The sequence below is a fragment of the Nostoc sp. C057 genome (genome assembly GCF_013393925.1).
In the GTDB taxonomy this organism is placed as follows: domain Bacteria; phylum Cyanobacteriota; class Cyanobacteriia; order Cyanobacteriales; family Nostocaceae; genus Nostoc; species Nostoc muscorum_A.
Window position 1 is genome coordinate 331,825 of the sequence record NZ_CP040281.1, and the last position, 15,683, is coordinate 347,507.

General features: G+C 41.5%; 14 protein-coding genes. 2 read left to right on the forward strand and 12 right to left on the reverse strand.

What is annotated here, in order from left to right; all coding sequences use genetic code 11:
* Positions 1-563 precede the first annotated feature (563 nt).
* Genes FD724_RS01370 through FD724_RS01380 form a run of 3 tightly spaced genes read right to left on the reverse strand, consistent with a single transcriptional unit; the run spans position 564 to position 1,974 of the window.
* Entirely contained in the window at positions 564-776 is a 213-nt protein-coding gene (locus FD724_RS01370; RefSeq protein WP_179071322.1) for a ribbon-helix-helix protein, CopG family, read from the reverse strand.
* A 50-nt stretch (positions 777-826) separates the two neighbouring features.
* Positions 827-1,507 (reverse strand): response regulator transcription factor, encoded by a 681-nt coding sequence (locus FD724_RS01375; RefSeq protein WP_179071323.1) that lies wholly within the window; start codon positions 1,505-1,507, stop codon positions 827-829.
* 41 nt (positions 1,508-1,548) lie between these two features.
* Positions 1,549-1,974: a heavy metal-responsive transcriptional regulator gene (locus tag FD724_RS01380; protein WP_114080919.1), complete on the reverse strand. Its 426-nt coding sequence runs from the start codon at positions 1,972-1,974 to the stop codon at positions 1,549-1,551.
* A gap of 350 nt (positions 1,975-2,324) precedes the next feature.
* Here FD724_RS01380 and FD724_RS01385 point away from each other — a divergent pair, with 350 nt between their 5' ends.
* Positions 2,325-3,413, forward strand: a complete 1,089-nt coding sequence (locus FD724_RS01385; RefSeq protein WP_179071324.1) for an aromatic ring-hydroxylating dioxygenase subunit alpha — start codon at positions 2,325-2,327, stop codon at positions 3,411-3,413.
* Positions 3,414-3,773: 360 nt separating this feature from the next.
* Here the strand turns inward: FD724_RS01385 and FD724_RS01390 are convergent, their stop codons facing one another.
* The 3 genes from FD724_RS01390 to FD724_RS01400 all read right to left on the reverse strand — a co-directional run bounded on the left by FD724_RS01390 (position 3,774) and on the right by FD724_RS01400 (position 6,723).
* The gene (locus FD724_RS01390) at positions 3,774-3,935 is read right to left on the reverse strand and encodes a hypothetical protein (protein ID WP_179071325.1); all 162 of its coding nucleotides are present in this window, start codon (positions 3,933-3,935) and stop codon (positions 3,774-3,776) included.
* Between the two features lie 32 nt (positions 3,936-3,967).
* Complete coding sequence (locus FD724_RS01395) at positions 3,968-4,645, reverse strand: hypothetical protein (protein ID WP_179071326.1); 678 nt, start codon at positions 4,643-4,645, stop codon at positions 3,968-3,970.
* Positions 4,646-4,740: 95 nt separating this feature from the next.
* On the reverse strand, positions 4,741-6,723 hold the full coding sequence (locus FD724_RS01400; RefSeq protein ID WP_179071327.1) for a heavy metal translocating P-type ATPase: 1,983 nt from the start codon (positions 6,721-6,723) through the stop codon (positions 4,741-4,743).
* Between the two features lie 456 nt (positions 6,724-7,179).
* Between FD724_RS01400 and FD724_RS01405 the strand changes: the two genes are divergently transcribed.
* Positions 7,180-7,563, forward strand: a complete 384-nt coding sequence (locus FD724_RS01405; protein WP_179071328.1) for a hypothetical protein — start codon at positions 7,180-7,182, stop codon at positions 7,561-7,563.
* 356 nt (positions 7,564-7,919) lie between these two features.
* On the opposite strand, the gene FD724_RS01410 is transcribed toward FD724_RS01405, so the two are convergent.
* The 6 genes from FD724_RS01410 to FD724_RS01435 form a co-directional block, all read right to left on the reverse strand.
* Positions 7,920-10,598 (reverse strand): RNA helicase, encoded by a 2,679-nt coding sequence (locus FD724_RS01410; RefSeq protein ID WP_179071329.1) that lies wholly within the window; start codon positions 10,596-10,598, stop codon positions 7,920-7,922.
* 128 nt (positions 10,599-10,726) lie between these two features.
* A complete protein-coding gene (gene proC / locus FD724_RS01415; protein WP_114080913.1) occupies positions 10,727-11,545 on the reverse strand; it encodes a pyrroline-5-carboxylate reductase in 819 nt (272 codons plus the stop codon).
* A gap of 106 nt (positions 11,546-11,651) precedes the next feature.
* Positions 11,652-12,257 (reverse strand): cell division protein SepF, encoded by a 606-nt coding sequence (locus FD724_RS01420; RefSeq protein WP_114080912.1) that lies wholly within the window; start codon positions 12,255-12,257, stop codon positions 11,652-11,654.
* 478 nt (positions 12,258-12,735) lie between these two features.
* Positions 12,736-13,404, reverse strand: a complete 669-nt coding sequence (locus FD724_RS01425; RefSeq protein WP_114080911.1) for a YggS family pyridoxal phosphate-dependent enzyme — start codon at positions 13,402-13,404, stop codon at positions 12,736-12,738.
* Positions 13,401-13,679 carry a transcriptional coactivator PipX gene (gene pipX / locus FD724_RS01430; protein WP_012408389.1) on the reverse strand — a complete coding sequence of 93 codons (279 nt, stop codon included), beginning with the start codon at positions 13,677-13,679 and terminating at the stop codon, positions 13,401-13,403. Before pipX ends, FD724_RS01425 begins: the two co-directional genes overlap by 4 nt.
* 911 nt (positions 13,680-14,590) lie before the next feature.
* Positions 14,591-15,511 carry an energy-coupling factor transporter transmembrane protein EcfT gene (locus FD724_RS01435; protein ID WP_114080910.1) on the reverse strand — a complete coding sequence of 307 codons (921 nt, stop codon included), beginning with the start codon at positions 15,509-15,511 and terminating at the stop codon, positions 14,591-14,593.
* Positions 15,512-15,683: the final 172 nt, after the last annotated feature.

The following is a 15,683-nucleotide window of genomic DNA, read 5'->3' on the forward strand; positions in this document are numbered from 1 at the left end:
GCTCAATGATCCATCTAGCAGCAACGAGATTGACATCCTCACCGCCGTGTTCGCCCTTGACGTTCCCGTTCGCGCAGCGTCTCCGTCAGGAGAAGGGTACGCACGGTGATTCTGGAGTAATGAGTAATGAGTAATAAGTAATGAGTAAATACCCATTTTTTATCCACTCATTACTCCTTACTCATTACTTTAAAGCCGTGCTGGAAACATGGGGTTTTAAACCCATTTTTCTGATAAACCCAGATTGCCCTCAATACTTGTCGGTTAAGGAGAAAAGGGGAATGGTAAAGGGGAAAGAAAAACCTTTAATCCAAACCTAGTAACCTTTTCCCCAAACCAAATTTCAGTTTAAAATCCAAAACCCGAGCAGTATTGGGTTTGATAACTAGCCATGCAGCATCATTAGGAGTGTGTTCTAGGAAAAGTTTAAGGGTACAAGGGTAAGGGATGAATTTAAACCCTTACCCTTTTCCCTTTAACCGAGAAGTATTTCCTTGAGCCCTATTGGTAATTCAAGATAGCTGGCAGATTTTTGAGATTTGGCGAGATATTCTGGTGAATAGTTACTGTAATTTTGAGCCACTGCCAACTGTTGTTTTTGAGTCTGCTGTTGCCATTTCAGAGTTTTTAGTATTGTCAACCTCAAGAGATCGGAGTAATTCTCGAATTACGTCTGTTGCTGGCCTTCCTGTCAAAGCACAGTAGTGTTCAAGTTTCTTCATTTCCTCAGCAGTGAGATTTACTGTTAGCCGTTTAACAGCCCATTTTTTATTCATGATCCTCTTTTTTCTTTAAAATTTTGCTTTTTGTCGAAATCACCAAGTCATTATGATTGTTCCCGTAGTGCATAGCCTACACCACGGACTGTATGAATCAAACGCTTTTCATTATTCTCTTCCAATTTGAGTCGCAGATAACGAATATATACTTCAATAATATTAGAATCACCCATGAAATCGTAACCCCAAACTTTCTCTAAAATTTGATCTCTAGTAAACACCTGACGGGGATGTGAAAGGAGATATTCTAATAAGTCAAACTCTTTTGCTGTTAACTCAATACTTCGTTTTTCCCGAAAAACTTCACGGGTGCGGCGATTTAAGCTTAAATCTTCAAATTGCAGCAAATCTTCGGCTGTTTCTTGCGTGCGGCGCAGATGGGCGCGAATTCTAGCTAGTAATTCCTCAATGCTGAAGGGCTTAACTACATAATCATCGGCTCCCGCATCTAATCCGGCGACGCGATCGCTCACTTCATCTTTTGCTGTCAATAAAATTACTGGTACTGTACTACCTGTTGCTCGCAAACGCCGACAAATTTCTAAACCTGTTAAACCTGGTAACATCCAATCCAGAATCGCTAAATCTGGCGATGAGTCTCGCGCTAGGGTAAGACCAGCAATCCCATCATGAGCTACACTTACTCGGTATCCTTCGCTACTTAGCTCTAATTCGACAAATCGTGCTAGTTTGACTTCATCTTCCACCAAAAGGATATGTGCTGTCATAAGTTTGCTCCTGCTGCCTCCTCTGTCTTCTTTTCTGTTTTTCAGCACTGAGGGATATTTTGAATAATGGGACAAATTGTATCTTCATACTGGTCGCCGATATTCTTCCAGCCTGAAAGTAATCCCTTTATTTCAGATCGCAAAGTTAACAACTGATCGATTTGGCGATCAATTTGCAAAAGCTTGTCCTGGAGCTTTTCTTTGATTTCACCACAGGGAGCTTGTCCTTGGTCATAGACCTGAAGAATATTTCCAATCTCCTCTAAGCTCAGACCAAGATTTTGTGCCCTTTTAATGAACGCTAGACGAGTCAGCACATCCATTGAAAACTGACGAAAGCCTCCCTCTGTTCGTCTTGATGATTTGATTAAACCTAAACTCTCGTAATAGCGAATTGTCCTGATAGGAATTCCGCTTATATCTGTTACCTGACCAATTAAAAGCAGTTTTGTCTCCTGAGTTAACACGGCAGATTTTCCCAAATATTGTAATTATTATTACATATTTATACTAATTTATTAATTCAGATGAGAGTTTAGCCAAATCTTGGTATCAGTAGTTGAAATTTTTATTTAATTAGAGATATTACTAAGTTTTGATTTTTCCGATATCTATTATGAATAGATGTTGGCTGATACTATCTAATAATTAATTAGTATAATTTTAACATTTTTAATCTAATTTACTCAATATTTTACGCCTAAAATTTTATCTATTTGTTGAGTGACTATTTCTCATAGTACTGAAAGTAACTGTTTTTTTTTAGTTCGCATGTTACTTCTAGATCAACTGCTTCACCTCAAGTGAAACCATAAAAATGAATCTCAACTCGCAGACTTCTAGCTCAACCCGTAAACCTAAAACTTTCAATAATCCAGAACGTTTTATTGAAGGATGGTATTGGGTAATACCCTCTCGAAATCTGCGGGTGGGTGAAGTAAAACCTGTCACGATTTTGGGCAGAGAACTAGTGATTTACCGTGGTAAGGACAGAAGAGTAACTACCTTTGATGCCTACTGTCCCCACATGGGCGCTCATCTTGCTGAAGGCAAAGTTGAGGGTAATGCACTCCGTTGTTTCTTCCATCACTGGAAATTTGATGCTGAAGGGATGTGTATTGATATCCCATGTTTAGATACGCCGCCTTCCCTAAAGTTACAAAGTTGGCCCACTGCTGAAAAGTACGGCATGATTTGGGTTTGGACTGGAGAAATACCACAACAACCTCTACCTTTTATTCCCGAATTAGAACAAAAAGAGTGTGATATCGCTATCCATTCTCACTTTGTGATGAACTGTCACCCCAATGTGGTGATGATTAATGCGATTGATACTCAACATATCAATACAGTTCACAAACTGCCAATAAAAATTATTTTTGAAAGACAGGAACTGAACGAAAATGCAATTATCTTCAGTAACACTACAAACATTAAAGAGAATTCATCTTTCATTAAACTCATCCGTCTTTTCTACAAAAATGCCATAACTTACAGTATTTGCTATTGGTACGGTAGCATTGGCATTGTGACACTTGGTCCCGATTTCTTCCATGTCCACACAATGTTTGCAGTTCGCCTCCATGAAGGTGGAAAAGCTGAAGGTCAAATCCTGTTAATTACTAAGAAACGTAAAGGATTTTTTGGTTGGTTATCCAATCGAATTGTGTTATGGCTGACTAAGATTGCAGGTAAATTTTTTCTTATGGGTGACATCAAGATTGTCCAAACAATTAAGTTTGATTTGAAAACTCCAATCAAAGCAGATCAGTCAATCATGCAGTTTATTAACCATGTTGAAAGGCAGCAATCTCTAATGTGGGGGACTTGGCAAGAAGCGCGATCGCGCGATGTAGAGAGCAAGCCCAAGCGTGAGAGATGGCAAGATACAACGAGTAATGACTAATATCATGTCTACATTGACCAAAATTCTGTTGAAGCTTACAAAGCCATAGCTTGACAGAATAATTATTTTATAGTCAATTAAATGGACATGATATGACAGCTAATAAAAGTTAAAAGTTCAACAAATTACTTTTAACTTTTAATTTATTTTTTACTGGGTTCCTAAATTAATAAAAAGAAGTGGCAAAGCCACTTCCTAATTCCCAGGTAGAACCTAAGTTATGAGTATAACGATTACAAAAATTTGAAATAGTATAAACAAACACCAATTAGCTGAATATCTGTATTTTCCTTGTTTTCTGGGTGAGAAAATCGTAATTTCGATGCGCTAAATAACTGTATATTTACATAAGTCTCATGATTATAATGCAGACTCAAGTGTAAGTTTTTCTACTGGATAGGCAACGCGATCGCGATCAATCAGTATATTTACTATAGCCCTTGCATTTTTGAGCGTGACAGGTAAATCTGCATCTACGCTAATGAGTAAGGCATAACCGTTGGTAAAGATTTGGTTCGTCATACATAGCAAGTAACCCGATGTTTAGCATACCACTACTCACCTGGGTTAAGTACAACGATAATTTCTGTAAGTGTTATTCCCAAAGGTTTCCAATGGCGATCGCTGGAGGAAAAAGTACTATCCCCAGAAACAGCTTGGTAGTCATTAGCAAACTTTTCGTAAGCATTGGGAGCAGCGTCTACTCGTAAAATCAGTTTGCCTTGATAACGGGATAATTTACTACTATCCAACAAAATCGTACCGCCATAATCCCAGGCCAATCCATAAAGTTTAAAATTACCTAATTTCTTGCGTAACTCGCTCAATGGGGTTCCAACACTAATACCTTCGCGGGTTTTCCAAGCTGAACCCAGGTTACGCACATCTAGAGGTTTAGTACGAGTATTATCACTCCAAACTATTAGCAGAGAACGCCCCTGATTTAGATTTACCTGAGTAGCAGCGAAACTCCCTATTCCTTCAGCACCGGAAATGGTTTTATCAACGAGATGGGATGCACCAAACAGCTTCACTAAATCTTGCTTGGTGGTTGTGCGTGTTATTGGCCCCACTCGTTCGCCAGGAACAATCAAGGTGTTTGTTAATAATTGCGATTTAGCAACAGTAATTGGATGATTGATTTTCTGGGGTAGTGCAAAGGCTGGATTTGCTGAATAGTTTAGTAATAAAGCTAAAGTAGCTGTAGCAATGCCTTTGATTGATGAATTCATAGGTTCTATTCTTGGGTAGTAAAATATGAGTCAAATGTACTCATAGTTTAACTACTACAATTTACCAACGATAGATTCCCGATTTTCCAAAAATTTTATTTCATCGCTCTAGTTGCATTTAAAATTGCCAGCAATGCTACTCCAACATCAGCAAAGACAGCTTCCCACATTGTCGCTATACCTAAAATACCCAATCCAATAAACACAGCTTTAATTGCTAAAGCAAAGCCAATATTTTGCCAAACAATTTTGCGAGTTTTTCTGGCGATTTGTATTGCTTCTGCTACCTTTGATGGCGCATCTGTCATGATCACAATATCAGCAGTTTCGATGGCTGCATCTGAACCTAAGCCACCCATTGCCATCCCAACATCGGCTCTAGCAATCACTGGCGCATCATTAATACCATCCCCAACAAAGGCAACTTTACCATGCTTGCCGGCGGTGCTGAGTAATTTTTCAATGGCATTAACTTTTTCTTCTGGTAATAAGTCTGCTTCGTAAGTATCTATGCCTAGCTGTTCGGCAATTCGGGAAGCGATCGCTTGATTATCTCCTGTCAACATTACTGTTCTTTCTACACCCATTTTCTTGAGTGCTTGAATAGCGTGTCTCGCATCTTCTTTTAGTTCATCAGCAATGACAATATACCCAACGTAAATATTATCCACTGCTAAATGAACAACTGTTCCCTCTAGCTGGCAATTATCATGAGCAATATTCTCTCTGTGGAGTAGGCGATCGCTTCCCGCTATCACTACCCTATTTTCAACCTTGGCTCTAATTCCATAGCCTGCAATCTCTTCATAATCTCTCACCTCAAATTCATCAATCTTTCCCCCATAAGCCTTAAGGATAGATTGAGCGATGGGATGATTTGAGTGCGATTCTACTTGGGCAGCTAATTGCAGCAATTCTGTTTCATTGTAGCCATTTAATGCTACTGTCTTTACTACTTTAAATACGCCTTTAGTTAACGTTCCAGTTTTATCAAATACAACTGTATTGACTGCATTTAGAGTATCTAAAAAAGTAGAGCCTTTAACCAAAATCCCCCGTCTAGCTGCACCTCCCACACCTCCAAAGTAACCTAACGGAATACTGATAACGAGTCCACAGGGACAGGAAATAACTAGCAAAATTAAGGCACGATAAATCCATTCTGAAGAACTCGCACCAGAAATGAATAAAGGAGGTAATAAAGCAACTGCTAGAGATATAAAAACTACTATTGGCGTATAATATCGGGCAAATTTAGTAATGAATTTTTCTGTCTCTGCTTTTTTGCTTTTAGCATTTTGCACCAAGTCTAAAATCTTGGCAATAGCAGAGTCATCAAATAGTTTGGTGACTCTAATGCTGAGAACACCCATTTTATTTATCATCCCAGCCAAAACTATTTCACCCAGTCTCACTGTTCGCGGTACAGATTCTCCAGTTAATGCAGATGTATCAACTTGCGAATTTCCATCTATAATCTCACCATCCAAGGGAATCTTTTCCCCCGGTTTGACGACGATAATATCTCCAATATTTACTGTTTCTGGGCTGACTTTTTTTAGTCCCCCCTCTATTTGGATATTTGCATAATCAGGGCGGACTTCTAATAAAGCTTTAATAGAATTACGAGAACGACTAACGGCAAGATCCTGGAACAATTCGCCAATTTTATAAAATAGCATGACTCCGACAGCTTCGGGCAATTTATGAATTGCGATCGCGCCTAGTGTTGCTACTGTCATCAAAAAAGTTTCATCAAATAATCTACCTTTAAGAATATTGCGTCCAGCAGTTTTTAAAACACTCCATCCACTCAATAAATAGGCAGGGATGAAAAGCAGATATTCACCTATTGAGTAGAATGTATTGTGTAATTGATTTTCAAAAATTACACCAGGCACATATAAACTTAAAATTGCTACCAAAGGCAATACCTCATTTTTTAGATTGAATTCTCCACCGTGATCGTGATTATGGTCATGGTTATGATTTTCATCATGATTGTGATTATGATTCTCGTGATGGTCATGTTCACAACTGCAACAACCTGAAGATTCTGAATGTATTTTTTGCTTCATTTTTTGTGTTGAGGCTAGTAAATTACTTGGTATATGAGCCTTTTTCCAAATGTAATAAAAAAAAGAGATTTTTACAAGTTGAACATTTAAGAATGAGAATCTATATCAGATTTTTTACTAAATACTTATGCTATCTTTTGGTTCAAATTAAAATTTATAATTTTGTAAGGATAGCTATAGCAGTTATCAACTTTGTAAAATAATCTAAGATGTAATTTTTGTTCGTAGTGAGCGATTTATCGCTCTGCATAAGATTTTAAAGGTCTTGATCCGCAAACTTCAAGCCTGTTTGACTGGCTTAATTCTGCTATGACAACTACTTTGCGATCAAACTGGGTAGATATGGAACTTTCTTAAATAACAAGTGTCAAGCTAGCTATTCTTAGGGGAACCCACTTGAAGTTTGAAAGTGAATCGAATACCCTAAGCTAGTAGACAATTTTCTCAAGGAAATCTATGAACAAAAAAATTCTTCTGAATTTGCTTTCCACTTCCTCAATCTTTGTGTCCATGATGTCTACGCTGGTAGCATTTCATCCTGCCCATGCTAGTGGTAGTATTACACAGCGATTGATGCACACAGAAGATGGTCGTACCTGTATCACTAACCCACATGGTGGAAAAGATTTTGTGTGCATTCGAGATTCAGAGAGAAAGAAACCGTACACCTCATCTGCACGTTCCTCAACTATTGTCACATCAGTATCAGATCAGAATGTTGCTATGTTGAACTTTACTGATGAAGAAAGTGATGCAGCAATCAGGGTATTTGGATGCGACTGTCCATTATGTATAAATTCTTTGCGTCAGTTGCAGGGTACTGGAAACTTGGTGTACTAAGGTTGAATAGCGCTTATAGCGACTACAACTTCTGTTAAATACGTGTGATTAATTACGTATAGAAGATATACGAAACCAAAAAAGCATTTTTAACTATGTACCACTACTATTAAATTTAAATTCATTCTTGGGGCGGTTTGTCTGACTTTTCACGGCATCTGGAAAACCTCTCTCTAAATCTCTCTCCTAAAAGGAGAGAGACTTTGAATTTTCCCCCTTCTCGTGTCGGGAAGGGGGTTAGGTTTTTGGTTAACTTTTCCACATAACGTGAAAAGTCAGCACAGTTTGTAGGGGCAATTCATGAATTGCCCCTACATATAAAGACGCACAGAACTCTATAGCTAAGAGTGTGCTGTTTATTCCACCACCTCATTTACAGGGAATCTATCAATCAACTGCATCGCTCGATAAGCATTACGCAAGAAAGAGTCTGGTAAATGGGGAACGTGGGGTATTTGGGATAATAAATCCAACGTCCGGCGGAGAATTCTCACCACATCGCCTTCATCCAAGGTGGTGTTTTCGCAGAGTTCTGTCCACTCCATTCCGAGCGCCCATTGTTCTACTATGGCAATTAACTCAAACTCCAACCATATAGGTAGCGCTACATTATACCGCCGTTGTAGTTGGAACATTTGGCGGCGAATTCCCCGCAATTTTGCTAAGGCTTCTGCCACTTCATTACTAAGCTCAAAGTTAACCTTGCTATCTGGACGGGGTGTTTCCATCACTAAACCGGCGGCGGCGGCGGCTAAATGGTGGGGATCTAAGTTGTCCAATTCACCACTAGCGAATACCAAACCCAACCACAATTCATTCTCACCCCGAATGGCGGCAGCAATTCGCCCTAATTGTGTGGGCACTAAATTATCTAAAGCGCCAAAGTGTTGCAGAATTAAGATTAAATTGAGAAATTCTTCCCAATGACGTTGTGACTGTTGCTCTACTTGCCCTTGCAACTGTTCGAGTTCGGCTTCTAGTTCGACATATTTGGCGCGACGCTTGAAAAGCGTGGCAGCATTGCCTGATTGATGTAAGGGATGAGCTTCTAATTGCTCTTGGACGGCAGCAGTGCGACTGAGTTGTTCTGCTACTTCTGGTGCCAGATGCAAAGATTCTATCGGATTGGGAATACGCGCAGCGATCGCAAAGCTTTCTTCGTTACCACGGCGTGACTGTCCTGGCTTCAAAGGCATCTCTGGGGGTGGTAGTAAATCCGGTGACACTTCAATGCGTGGTAATTCGGCATATAAATCGACTACATCCCCGGTGGTTGCCACATACCAGCGATTATCATGCCCTAAGCATACCAAGTAGGGAGCTTGACCAGAACCAGGCGATTTTCCCACTAACACTGCGGTTACGGGTGAAGACACTGTGATGTTTTTGCCTTTGAGACTCAACAGAGTTCCTGACACTGCAAAGTCTAACATCATCCCTAATTCTTCTTTTCTATCTTCCTGTGCTTGCTCTTGCAGGGTTTTTAATATTTGGCGTTCTACTTTCAAACGTTGCCGCAATTTTTCATAAATAGCCAGTTCATTTTCATCAACGGCGGCGATTTGCTCATGTAGTTGAGCTAATTGTTTTTCCAGTTCGGCAATCTCATCGTATTCTGGTCTTAAATGCAATGTCGCCATGTACTGCCCAAAACTGCGCTCTATCAGTTCCCTGGTTTGCTCTAGGGTGTGGGTTTGCAGCAAGTTGAGTACCATGCCATAACTGGGCGTAAACTGGCTTACAAGGGGGTCTGGCTTGGATGTCCCCAAATATGCCGCTTCTTTGGCTCCTTCAAAGGGAGTTTGGACTGTCACCACATGACCTTGTTTATCCATCCCCCGGCGGCCTGCCCGTCCCGCCATTTGCAAGAATTCGGAAGCATTTAACAGGCGGTGTCCGGTGTCAGTCCGCTTGGAAAGGGTAGAAATTACCGTTGTCCGAGCGGGCATATTAATTCCCGCGGCCAGTGTTTCCGTGGCGAATACTACTTTAATCAGCCCTTGCTGAAATAGTTCTTCTACCAGGGCTTTCCAAGCAGGCAAAATTCCGGCGTGGTGGGCAGCAATTCCTCGGTATAGGGGTGCAATTTGTCCAGAACGCCCAGCTTCGGGATTGCGGGCTAAGAAGTCATCAATCTGTTGCCGTAAAATCTGAGATTCTTCATTATTTACCAGCCATAAATCACCCACTTCTGCCACCGCTTTATCACATCCCCGGCGACTGAAGATAAAGTAAATTGCTGGGAGCATATCCCGTTGCTCTAACTGGCTTAAAGTATAAATTATGCCAGGAGCTTCCGGTCTACCACTTCTTCCCCTGTCCCTTTCTCCCCCTCTCCCCTTCTTCTTCTGAAGAAGGCGAGGGTTAATTTTGGTTTTGCTATCATTCAACAGGGGAAATAACCCTTTGGGATTGCAAAAGTGAAATTCTAAGGGAACTGGGCGAAAATCTGAGTAAATCAGGTCTGTTGGGCCGTGAACGCGATTTAACCAATCGGTGAGTTGATCGCTGTTGGCAACCGTTGCTGAGAGGGCTGCCAGTTGCACTTCCCGGGGACAATAGATGATGGATTCTTCCCAAACTGTACCGCGCTGGCGATCGTTCATGTAGTGGCACTCATCAAGTATCACCGCTTCCACGTCTACTAATGAGATGCCGACTTGCCCGATGGGTGTGCCATAGAGCATATTTCGGAAAATTTCTGTGGTCATCACCAAAATCGGTGCATCCCTGTGAATGGAGGCATCTCCAGTTAACAGTCCGACTTGATCAAACCCAAATTTTTCTCGAAAGTCACGTAATTTTTGATTCGACAGCGCCTTTAGGGGAGTAGTATAAAATACACGTTTTCCTCGCGCTAGGGCGCGATAAATGGCGTATTCTCCGACTAATGTTTTGCCCGAACCTGTGGGCGCACACACGACTACGGAGCGTCCAGCATTTAGGGACGCGATCGCTTCTTTTTGAAACTGATCCAGATCAAAGGGAAATATAGACCCTAAGTCAAGTTCTGGAGACGGCGCAGGATAATTCACTCAATCACATTTGCAACCAGATTGTTTACTATACTAACGAGTCTTTTGTCAACTTCGTTAATAGTCATTTGTCATTTGTCATTTGTCATTAGTTTTGCACAAATGACCAATGACTAATGACTCTTTAATTATTTTCCCAGTTCTTGCGATCGCTCTGTGGCAGCTTTCACTGCTTCAATTAAAGCTGAACGAAATCCTGCCTGTTCTAACTTGGCAATTCCCGCAATGGTTGTACCACCGGGACTGGTAACGCGATCTTTAAGTTCTGCTGGGTGCATTTTGGTTTCATATAACAGTTTCGCTGTTCCGAGTACAGTTTGCAATGCTAATTGATTAGCAATTGCTCTAGGTAAACCTGCGGATACTCCGCCATCAGCAAGTGATTCTACTAGCAGCGCCACGTAAGCGGGGCCGCTACCAGATAGCCCTGTAACTGCATCCATCAGCCCTTCTGAGACTTCCACAACTTCGCCCACAGCAGAAAAAACTTGTTGTGCTATTTGGTGATGCTTGGTATTAGTATATGCACCGGAACAAATGGCGGTAATTCCTGCTCCCACAGTGGCTGGAGTGTTGGGCATTGCTCTGATAACTGGCAATTGCACAAATGCAGCTTCTAGCTGACTTAAAGGCACACCCGCCAATATGGAAATTATCAGGGGTGATTGTTCTCTATTAATAATATCAATATCTGCTAATTCTTGCGCGATCGCGCTGAACACCTGCGGTTTTACTGCCAAAAATACAACTTCTTTGGCTTGGGTGAAAACCTCACTATTATCTGTCGTCACAGCAACACCGTATTGCTGTTGCAAAAAATCTAGGCGTGAAGGTAGCGGTTCGCTAACTATGACTTCTGATGATTGATAAATTCCACGCGCGATAAGGCGGGATAAGAGCGCTTCTCCCATTACCCCACCACCAATTAAACCAAATTTTATAGTCATTGATCGTTAGTCATTTGTCATTAGTCCTCTGTCGTTTGTCATTTGTCACTACGATCAAAACCCGAGATAAATGACAAAGGACAAAGGACTAACAACTAATTTAACTCTATTGTGCCATCCGATTAGTTTCGTTGCCCCAGGTTTGATTTGGAGAACCTGTAGGACGAGAAGGACGTGCTGGCGGTTGTGGTACTTCATGAAGAACGCCACCTTGGGTGCTAACTTGGACACAGCTTGGTGTAAACAAGAAGATGCTCTCACCGATGCGCTCTTGATGTCCATCTAGTGCGTAAGTACCACCTGCAACAAAATCTACTGCTCGTTGAGCTTGGTCTGGGTCCATGATTGTCAGATTTAATACCACTGACTTCCGTTCTCGCAACGCTTGAATTGCCTGGGGCATTTCTTCAAAGGTGCGTGGTTCGAGGACTAAAACTTCCGAAATTCCGTTAATTGCTCCTGGCATACCAATCACATTCCCCATTGGCTTTGAACCTGCTGCGATATCATCTCCCATTGTAGGCACTGGTTCCCGCCAGCGTCGATTCTGAGCGGTTGCGCTCTCTTGTGGGGCTGGGGGTTGGGGATTTTCTTGCTGATACAGATTTTGGTAATTATTATTATCTGTTTCTGGTTCTTCTTCGTAATATTCGTATTCCACTTGCTCATTTAGACCTACAAAGTCTCTGAGTTTGGAAAAGATGTTGTTCATTGTCTGTGTACTCTCCTGGTGCGAATAGCCTATATTGACTTGGCTTAGGATTTATTGAGATAGGAGCGATGCCTACGGCCGCAAACTACGCTACATCGGTGGATACTTCAGCAAGTATATTGCTATTTGTAGCCCATACTACGGGTTTTGGCGATGAACCGACACTTATTGGAAAGGTCTGTGCATCGCCTAAACATAATAATGAGTCAAGATTATATCCTAAGGTTTGTCCGAAGGAAAGTTCTTTATACCCCATTTTCCCTTGGCGATTGCTCTTGTCAATACTATATCCTTTGTTTCTAATTGCACCAGTCCCTTACAAAATTCTTGTCATCAAATCCTGATCTCTATTAATACTGACCTGGAAACCTGATGATCAAGGGCTAAGAGCGATCGCCAAACAATATTGTTACTAATCACACCCTCATTGCTCCTGCTTGTACTTGATACTCAAGCGGAAGAGGGATATGTAATATGCTTAAGAGCGATCGCCAAACAATATTGTTCCTAATCGTACCATCGTTGCGCCTGCTTGCACTGCTAGCTCGTAGTCGCCTGACATACCCATAGATAGTTGCTGCATTTTAATGTGCGACCAGTTTTGCTCCTGGATTTTCTTTGCTAGTTCACGATTGAGATTAAACACATTCAAAATTTCCGGATCGCTTAATCCTGAAGGTGGAATTGTCATCAAACCTTGAATTTGTAAATTTTTGTATTGATCGAGTATGGGTAAATCAGCCAAAAGTTCTGGCACACTCCAACCAGACTTGTTGGGATCGGGGAGAATTTTCACTTGCAGGCAAACCTGGGGACTCACTCCTAGCTGTTGGGCTAGTTGATCTAAGCGCTGTGCCAGCTTCAAATTGTCCACGGAGTGAATCCAAGGGAATTGTTCGATGGCTTTTTTGGCTTTATTGCTTTGCAAATGTCCAATAAAGTGCCAGGTAATATCCGGTAAGTCTTGCAACTCGGCTTGTTTGCTGGCGGCTTCTTGGATGCGACTCTCTGCAAAATCACGAATCCCTGCGGAGTATGCAGACCGAATGGCCTGGGCAGAAACTTGTTTGCTAACAGCAATCAATTTGACTGAAGTTGGTAGGGATGAACGAATGGAAACAATACGTTCGGAAATCGAACTGTTCATTGGAAGGTGCGTTGGAAAACACTTTGAAGTTGATCGTACTCCTGAGAATGTCCACTGCGCCGCAGGGTACGTAAGCGATTTTCCAACATCATTCTAGCCTCAGTTCGTCCTATAGGCTGGAATTTGACACCTTTAACGTCATTTGCGACCAAAAAAAACAGGCGCTGGGCATAAAGTGTGGTGAACAAATCCTGGGTCTCATCAACCATACAGATTTTGTAGAGTAAACCCCAAGTTGGATGGTTTATGTAAGTTTCTGCGTTTTCTGGATTCATTTAAGAGTCAAGGTGTAGTCAAGGTGGGAGTATATATATCTTTTCGCAGTGAATTACAAACATTCAGACGATAATACCAACATTCGTCAGAATATTTGCTTAAAATGCAAAACTGCGGTTACGAAGACCTTGATCTAGTTTCTAATTGGCAGATGAAGCTAGTGGTAGTGAAGCGAAATGGTACAACAGAAGCCGCAAAGCGTGGATTCAGAGAGTAGAGGCTGGTTGAGAAACATCACCATCTGCTTTGGTGACTTCAATTTACCAATCTGTCGGAAGAAGGTACAAGATAGTCCTTATCCTCTTGTTAAAAGTTCGACGTAGCAAGGGAAAACACCCTTTGAAGCTCCCAACGGCAACAGCGAACTTTTCAACTTCTTTCCATACTGCCACAACTATTGCTAAATGGCACAAAATAGCTAACTTAAGTGGGGAATGGGGAATGGGGATTGGGGACTAGTGGTCTATCGCATTAATTTGGCTAGGTTTGTAGTGAGCGATTTATCGCTCAAATCAAGGACTAAAGTCCTTACTACGAACTTTTATAACCCTTCAGAATTAATGAGACAGACCACTAGAAAGAAAACTATGGCCTATTGATTATTCAGCATTTTCGGCGCTGCCAGTTGCGTCTGGGTTTTGTGCAGAGATTCATACTATTCTTTCTCAGAATCACTGTCTGCGGACAATTCCCGCACCCACTGGCATTACTGGCGGCTAGCCAAAAATTTGTTGCACGCCGATCTAAAATGGCAAAATAATCTGTTTCATACTAAAAAGCTATGGAAAATGTTAGGGGATCAGTTTTCTGGCGGGGTAATTAGCCTAGTTAAGCTAATCAACTATCGGTGAAAAGGAAAGAGAAAGCAGGCACAGAAAATATTACCTTTTACCATTTTCTCGGTGCAAAATTAGACCTGAGTTCCTATAGCTAGTCGTATTCCCCAGAATACAATTAAAGTTGCAATAGCAAGCCAGTCACGCCCTTTGAATCGTAAGTCGTGCCACTGCACTCGATGCTCGTTGGGACTGGTAAAACCCCGCACCATCATTGCATTCGCCATTTGATCGGCTCGTAAGAGCAGATTTTCTAACAATCTCTCTGCGACTGTCATCCAAACTTTGAAGCCTCCTTTCAATCCCAGCTTTTTCCAATTAATTGCCCTTGTCATCACAGAACGAAATAAGTTTTGCACTTCTTCTAAAACTAGAGGAATAAAGCGCAAGGACAAGGTTAAAGTTAAAGCAATCTCTGTGACAGGCAACTTGAAGCGTCGTAGGGGTTGCATTAAGCTTTCTATGCCAGAGGTGATTTCTTCTGGTGCGGTTGTTAGCAGATAGAGGTTGGTGCTGTAAATTACGGTAAATATAATTGTACTTAGCCGTACTGCCAAATCCAAGGAGCGGCGAGTTACTTTGACTGGGCCTTTCTGAAATAGCACATAGTTGTATTTTTTGTTATTACTTGCTTGCTCTGGAACAATATTCTTGGAGACTGCTTGCGGGGTTAATATTTGTTCATTAGCTGGCAGGCGTGGTTGATAATCTACACCCATTCCATCAGGACTGATGGCTCCGATCGCTAAGACAAAAAACGATAGCATTAATAGCCAGCCCATTTGTTGCTGCCATACTCGCCGGGGAATCCTAGCAATCAAGGTGGCAATAATCAATAGTACTACCAGCAGCACCCGCCAAAAGTTGTTAGCTAAAACATAGCTTGTTAAAAAGCTCATCAACCAGGCGAACTTGACTCGCGGATCGATTTTATGCAGCCAAGTTTGGGGTTGTTCTAAATAAAGTCCAAGTGGCAACGATCGCAATAAATCCATTTTAGAGTTAAGAGTTAAAAGTAAGGAGTTAGGAGTTAGGAGTTAGGAGTTTTGACTTAAACTCATAACTTTCTACCTTCTGCCGCTATCAAACTCTAGTCGATAGGGTTGTATAGTTAGCAAGCAATTCTGACTTTAACTCATAACTCTTATACAGACGCGATGAATCGCG

Coding starts and splice junctions, on each gene's coding strand:
- FD724_RS01370 (WP_179071322.1), bottom strand. CDS start 776: ATGAATAAAAAATGGGCTGTTAAACGGCTAACAGTAAATCTCACTGCT.
- FD724_RS01375 (WP_179071323.1), bottom strand. CDS start 1,507: ATGACAGCACATATCCTTTTGGTGGAAGATGAAGTCAAACTAGCACGA.
- FD724_RS01385 (WP_179071324.1), top strand. CDS start 2,325: ATGAATCTCAACTCGCAGACTTCTAGCTCAACCCGTAAACCTAAAACT.
- FD724_RS01390 (WP_179071325.1), bottom strand. CDS start 3,935: ATGACGAACCAAATCTTTACCAACGGTTATGCCTTACTCATTAGCGTA.
- FD724_RS01395 (WP_179071326.1), bottom strand. CDS start 4,645: ATGAATTCATCAATCAAAGGCATTGCTACAGCTACTTTAGCTTTATTA.
- FD724_RS01400 (WP_179071327.1), bottom strand. CDS start 6,723: ATGAAGCAAAAAATACATTCAGAATCTTCAGGTTGTTGCAGTTGTGAA.
- FD724_RS01405 (WP_179071328.1), top strand. CDS start 7,180: ATGAACAAAAAAATTCTTCTGAATTTGCTTTCCACTTCCTCAATCTTT.
- proC (WP_114080913.1), bottom strand. CDS start 11,545: ATGACTATAAAATTTGGTTTAATTGGTGGTGGGGTAATGGGAGAAGCG.
- FD724_RS01420 (WP_114080912.1), bottom strand. CDS start 12,257: ATGAACAACATCTTTTCCAAACTCAGAGACTTTGTAGGTCTAAATGAG.
- FD724_RS01425 (WP_114080911.1), bottom strand. CDS start 13,404: ATGAACAGTTCGATTTCCGAACGTATTGTTTCCATTCGTTCATCCCTA.
- pipX (WP_012408389.1), bottom strand. CDS start 13,679: ATGAATCCAGAAAACGCAGAAACTTACATAAACCATCCAACTTGGGGT.
- FD724_RS01435 (WP_114080910.1), bottom strand. CDS start 15,511: ATGGATTTATTGCGATCGTTGCCACTTGGACTTTATTTAGAACAACCC.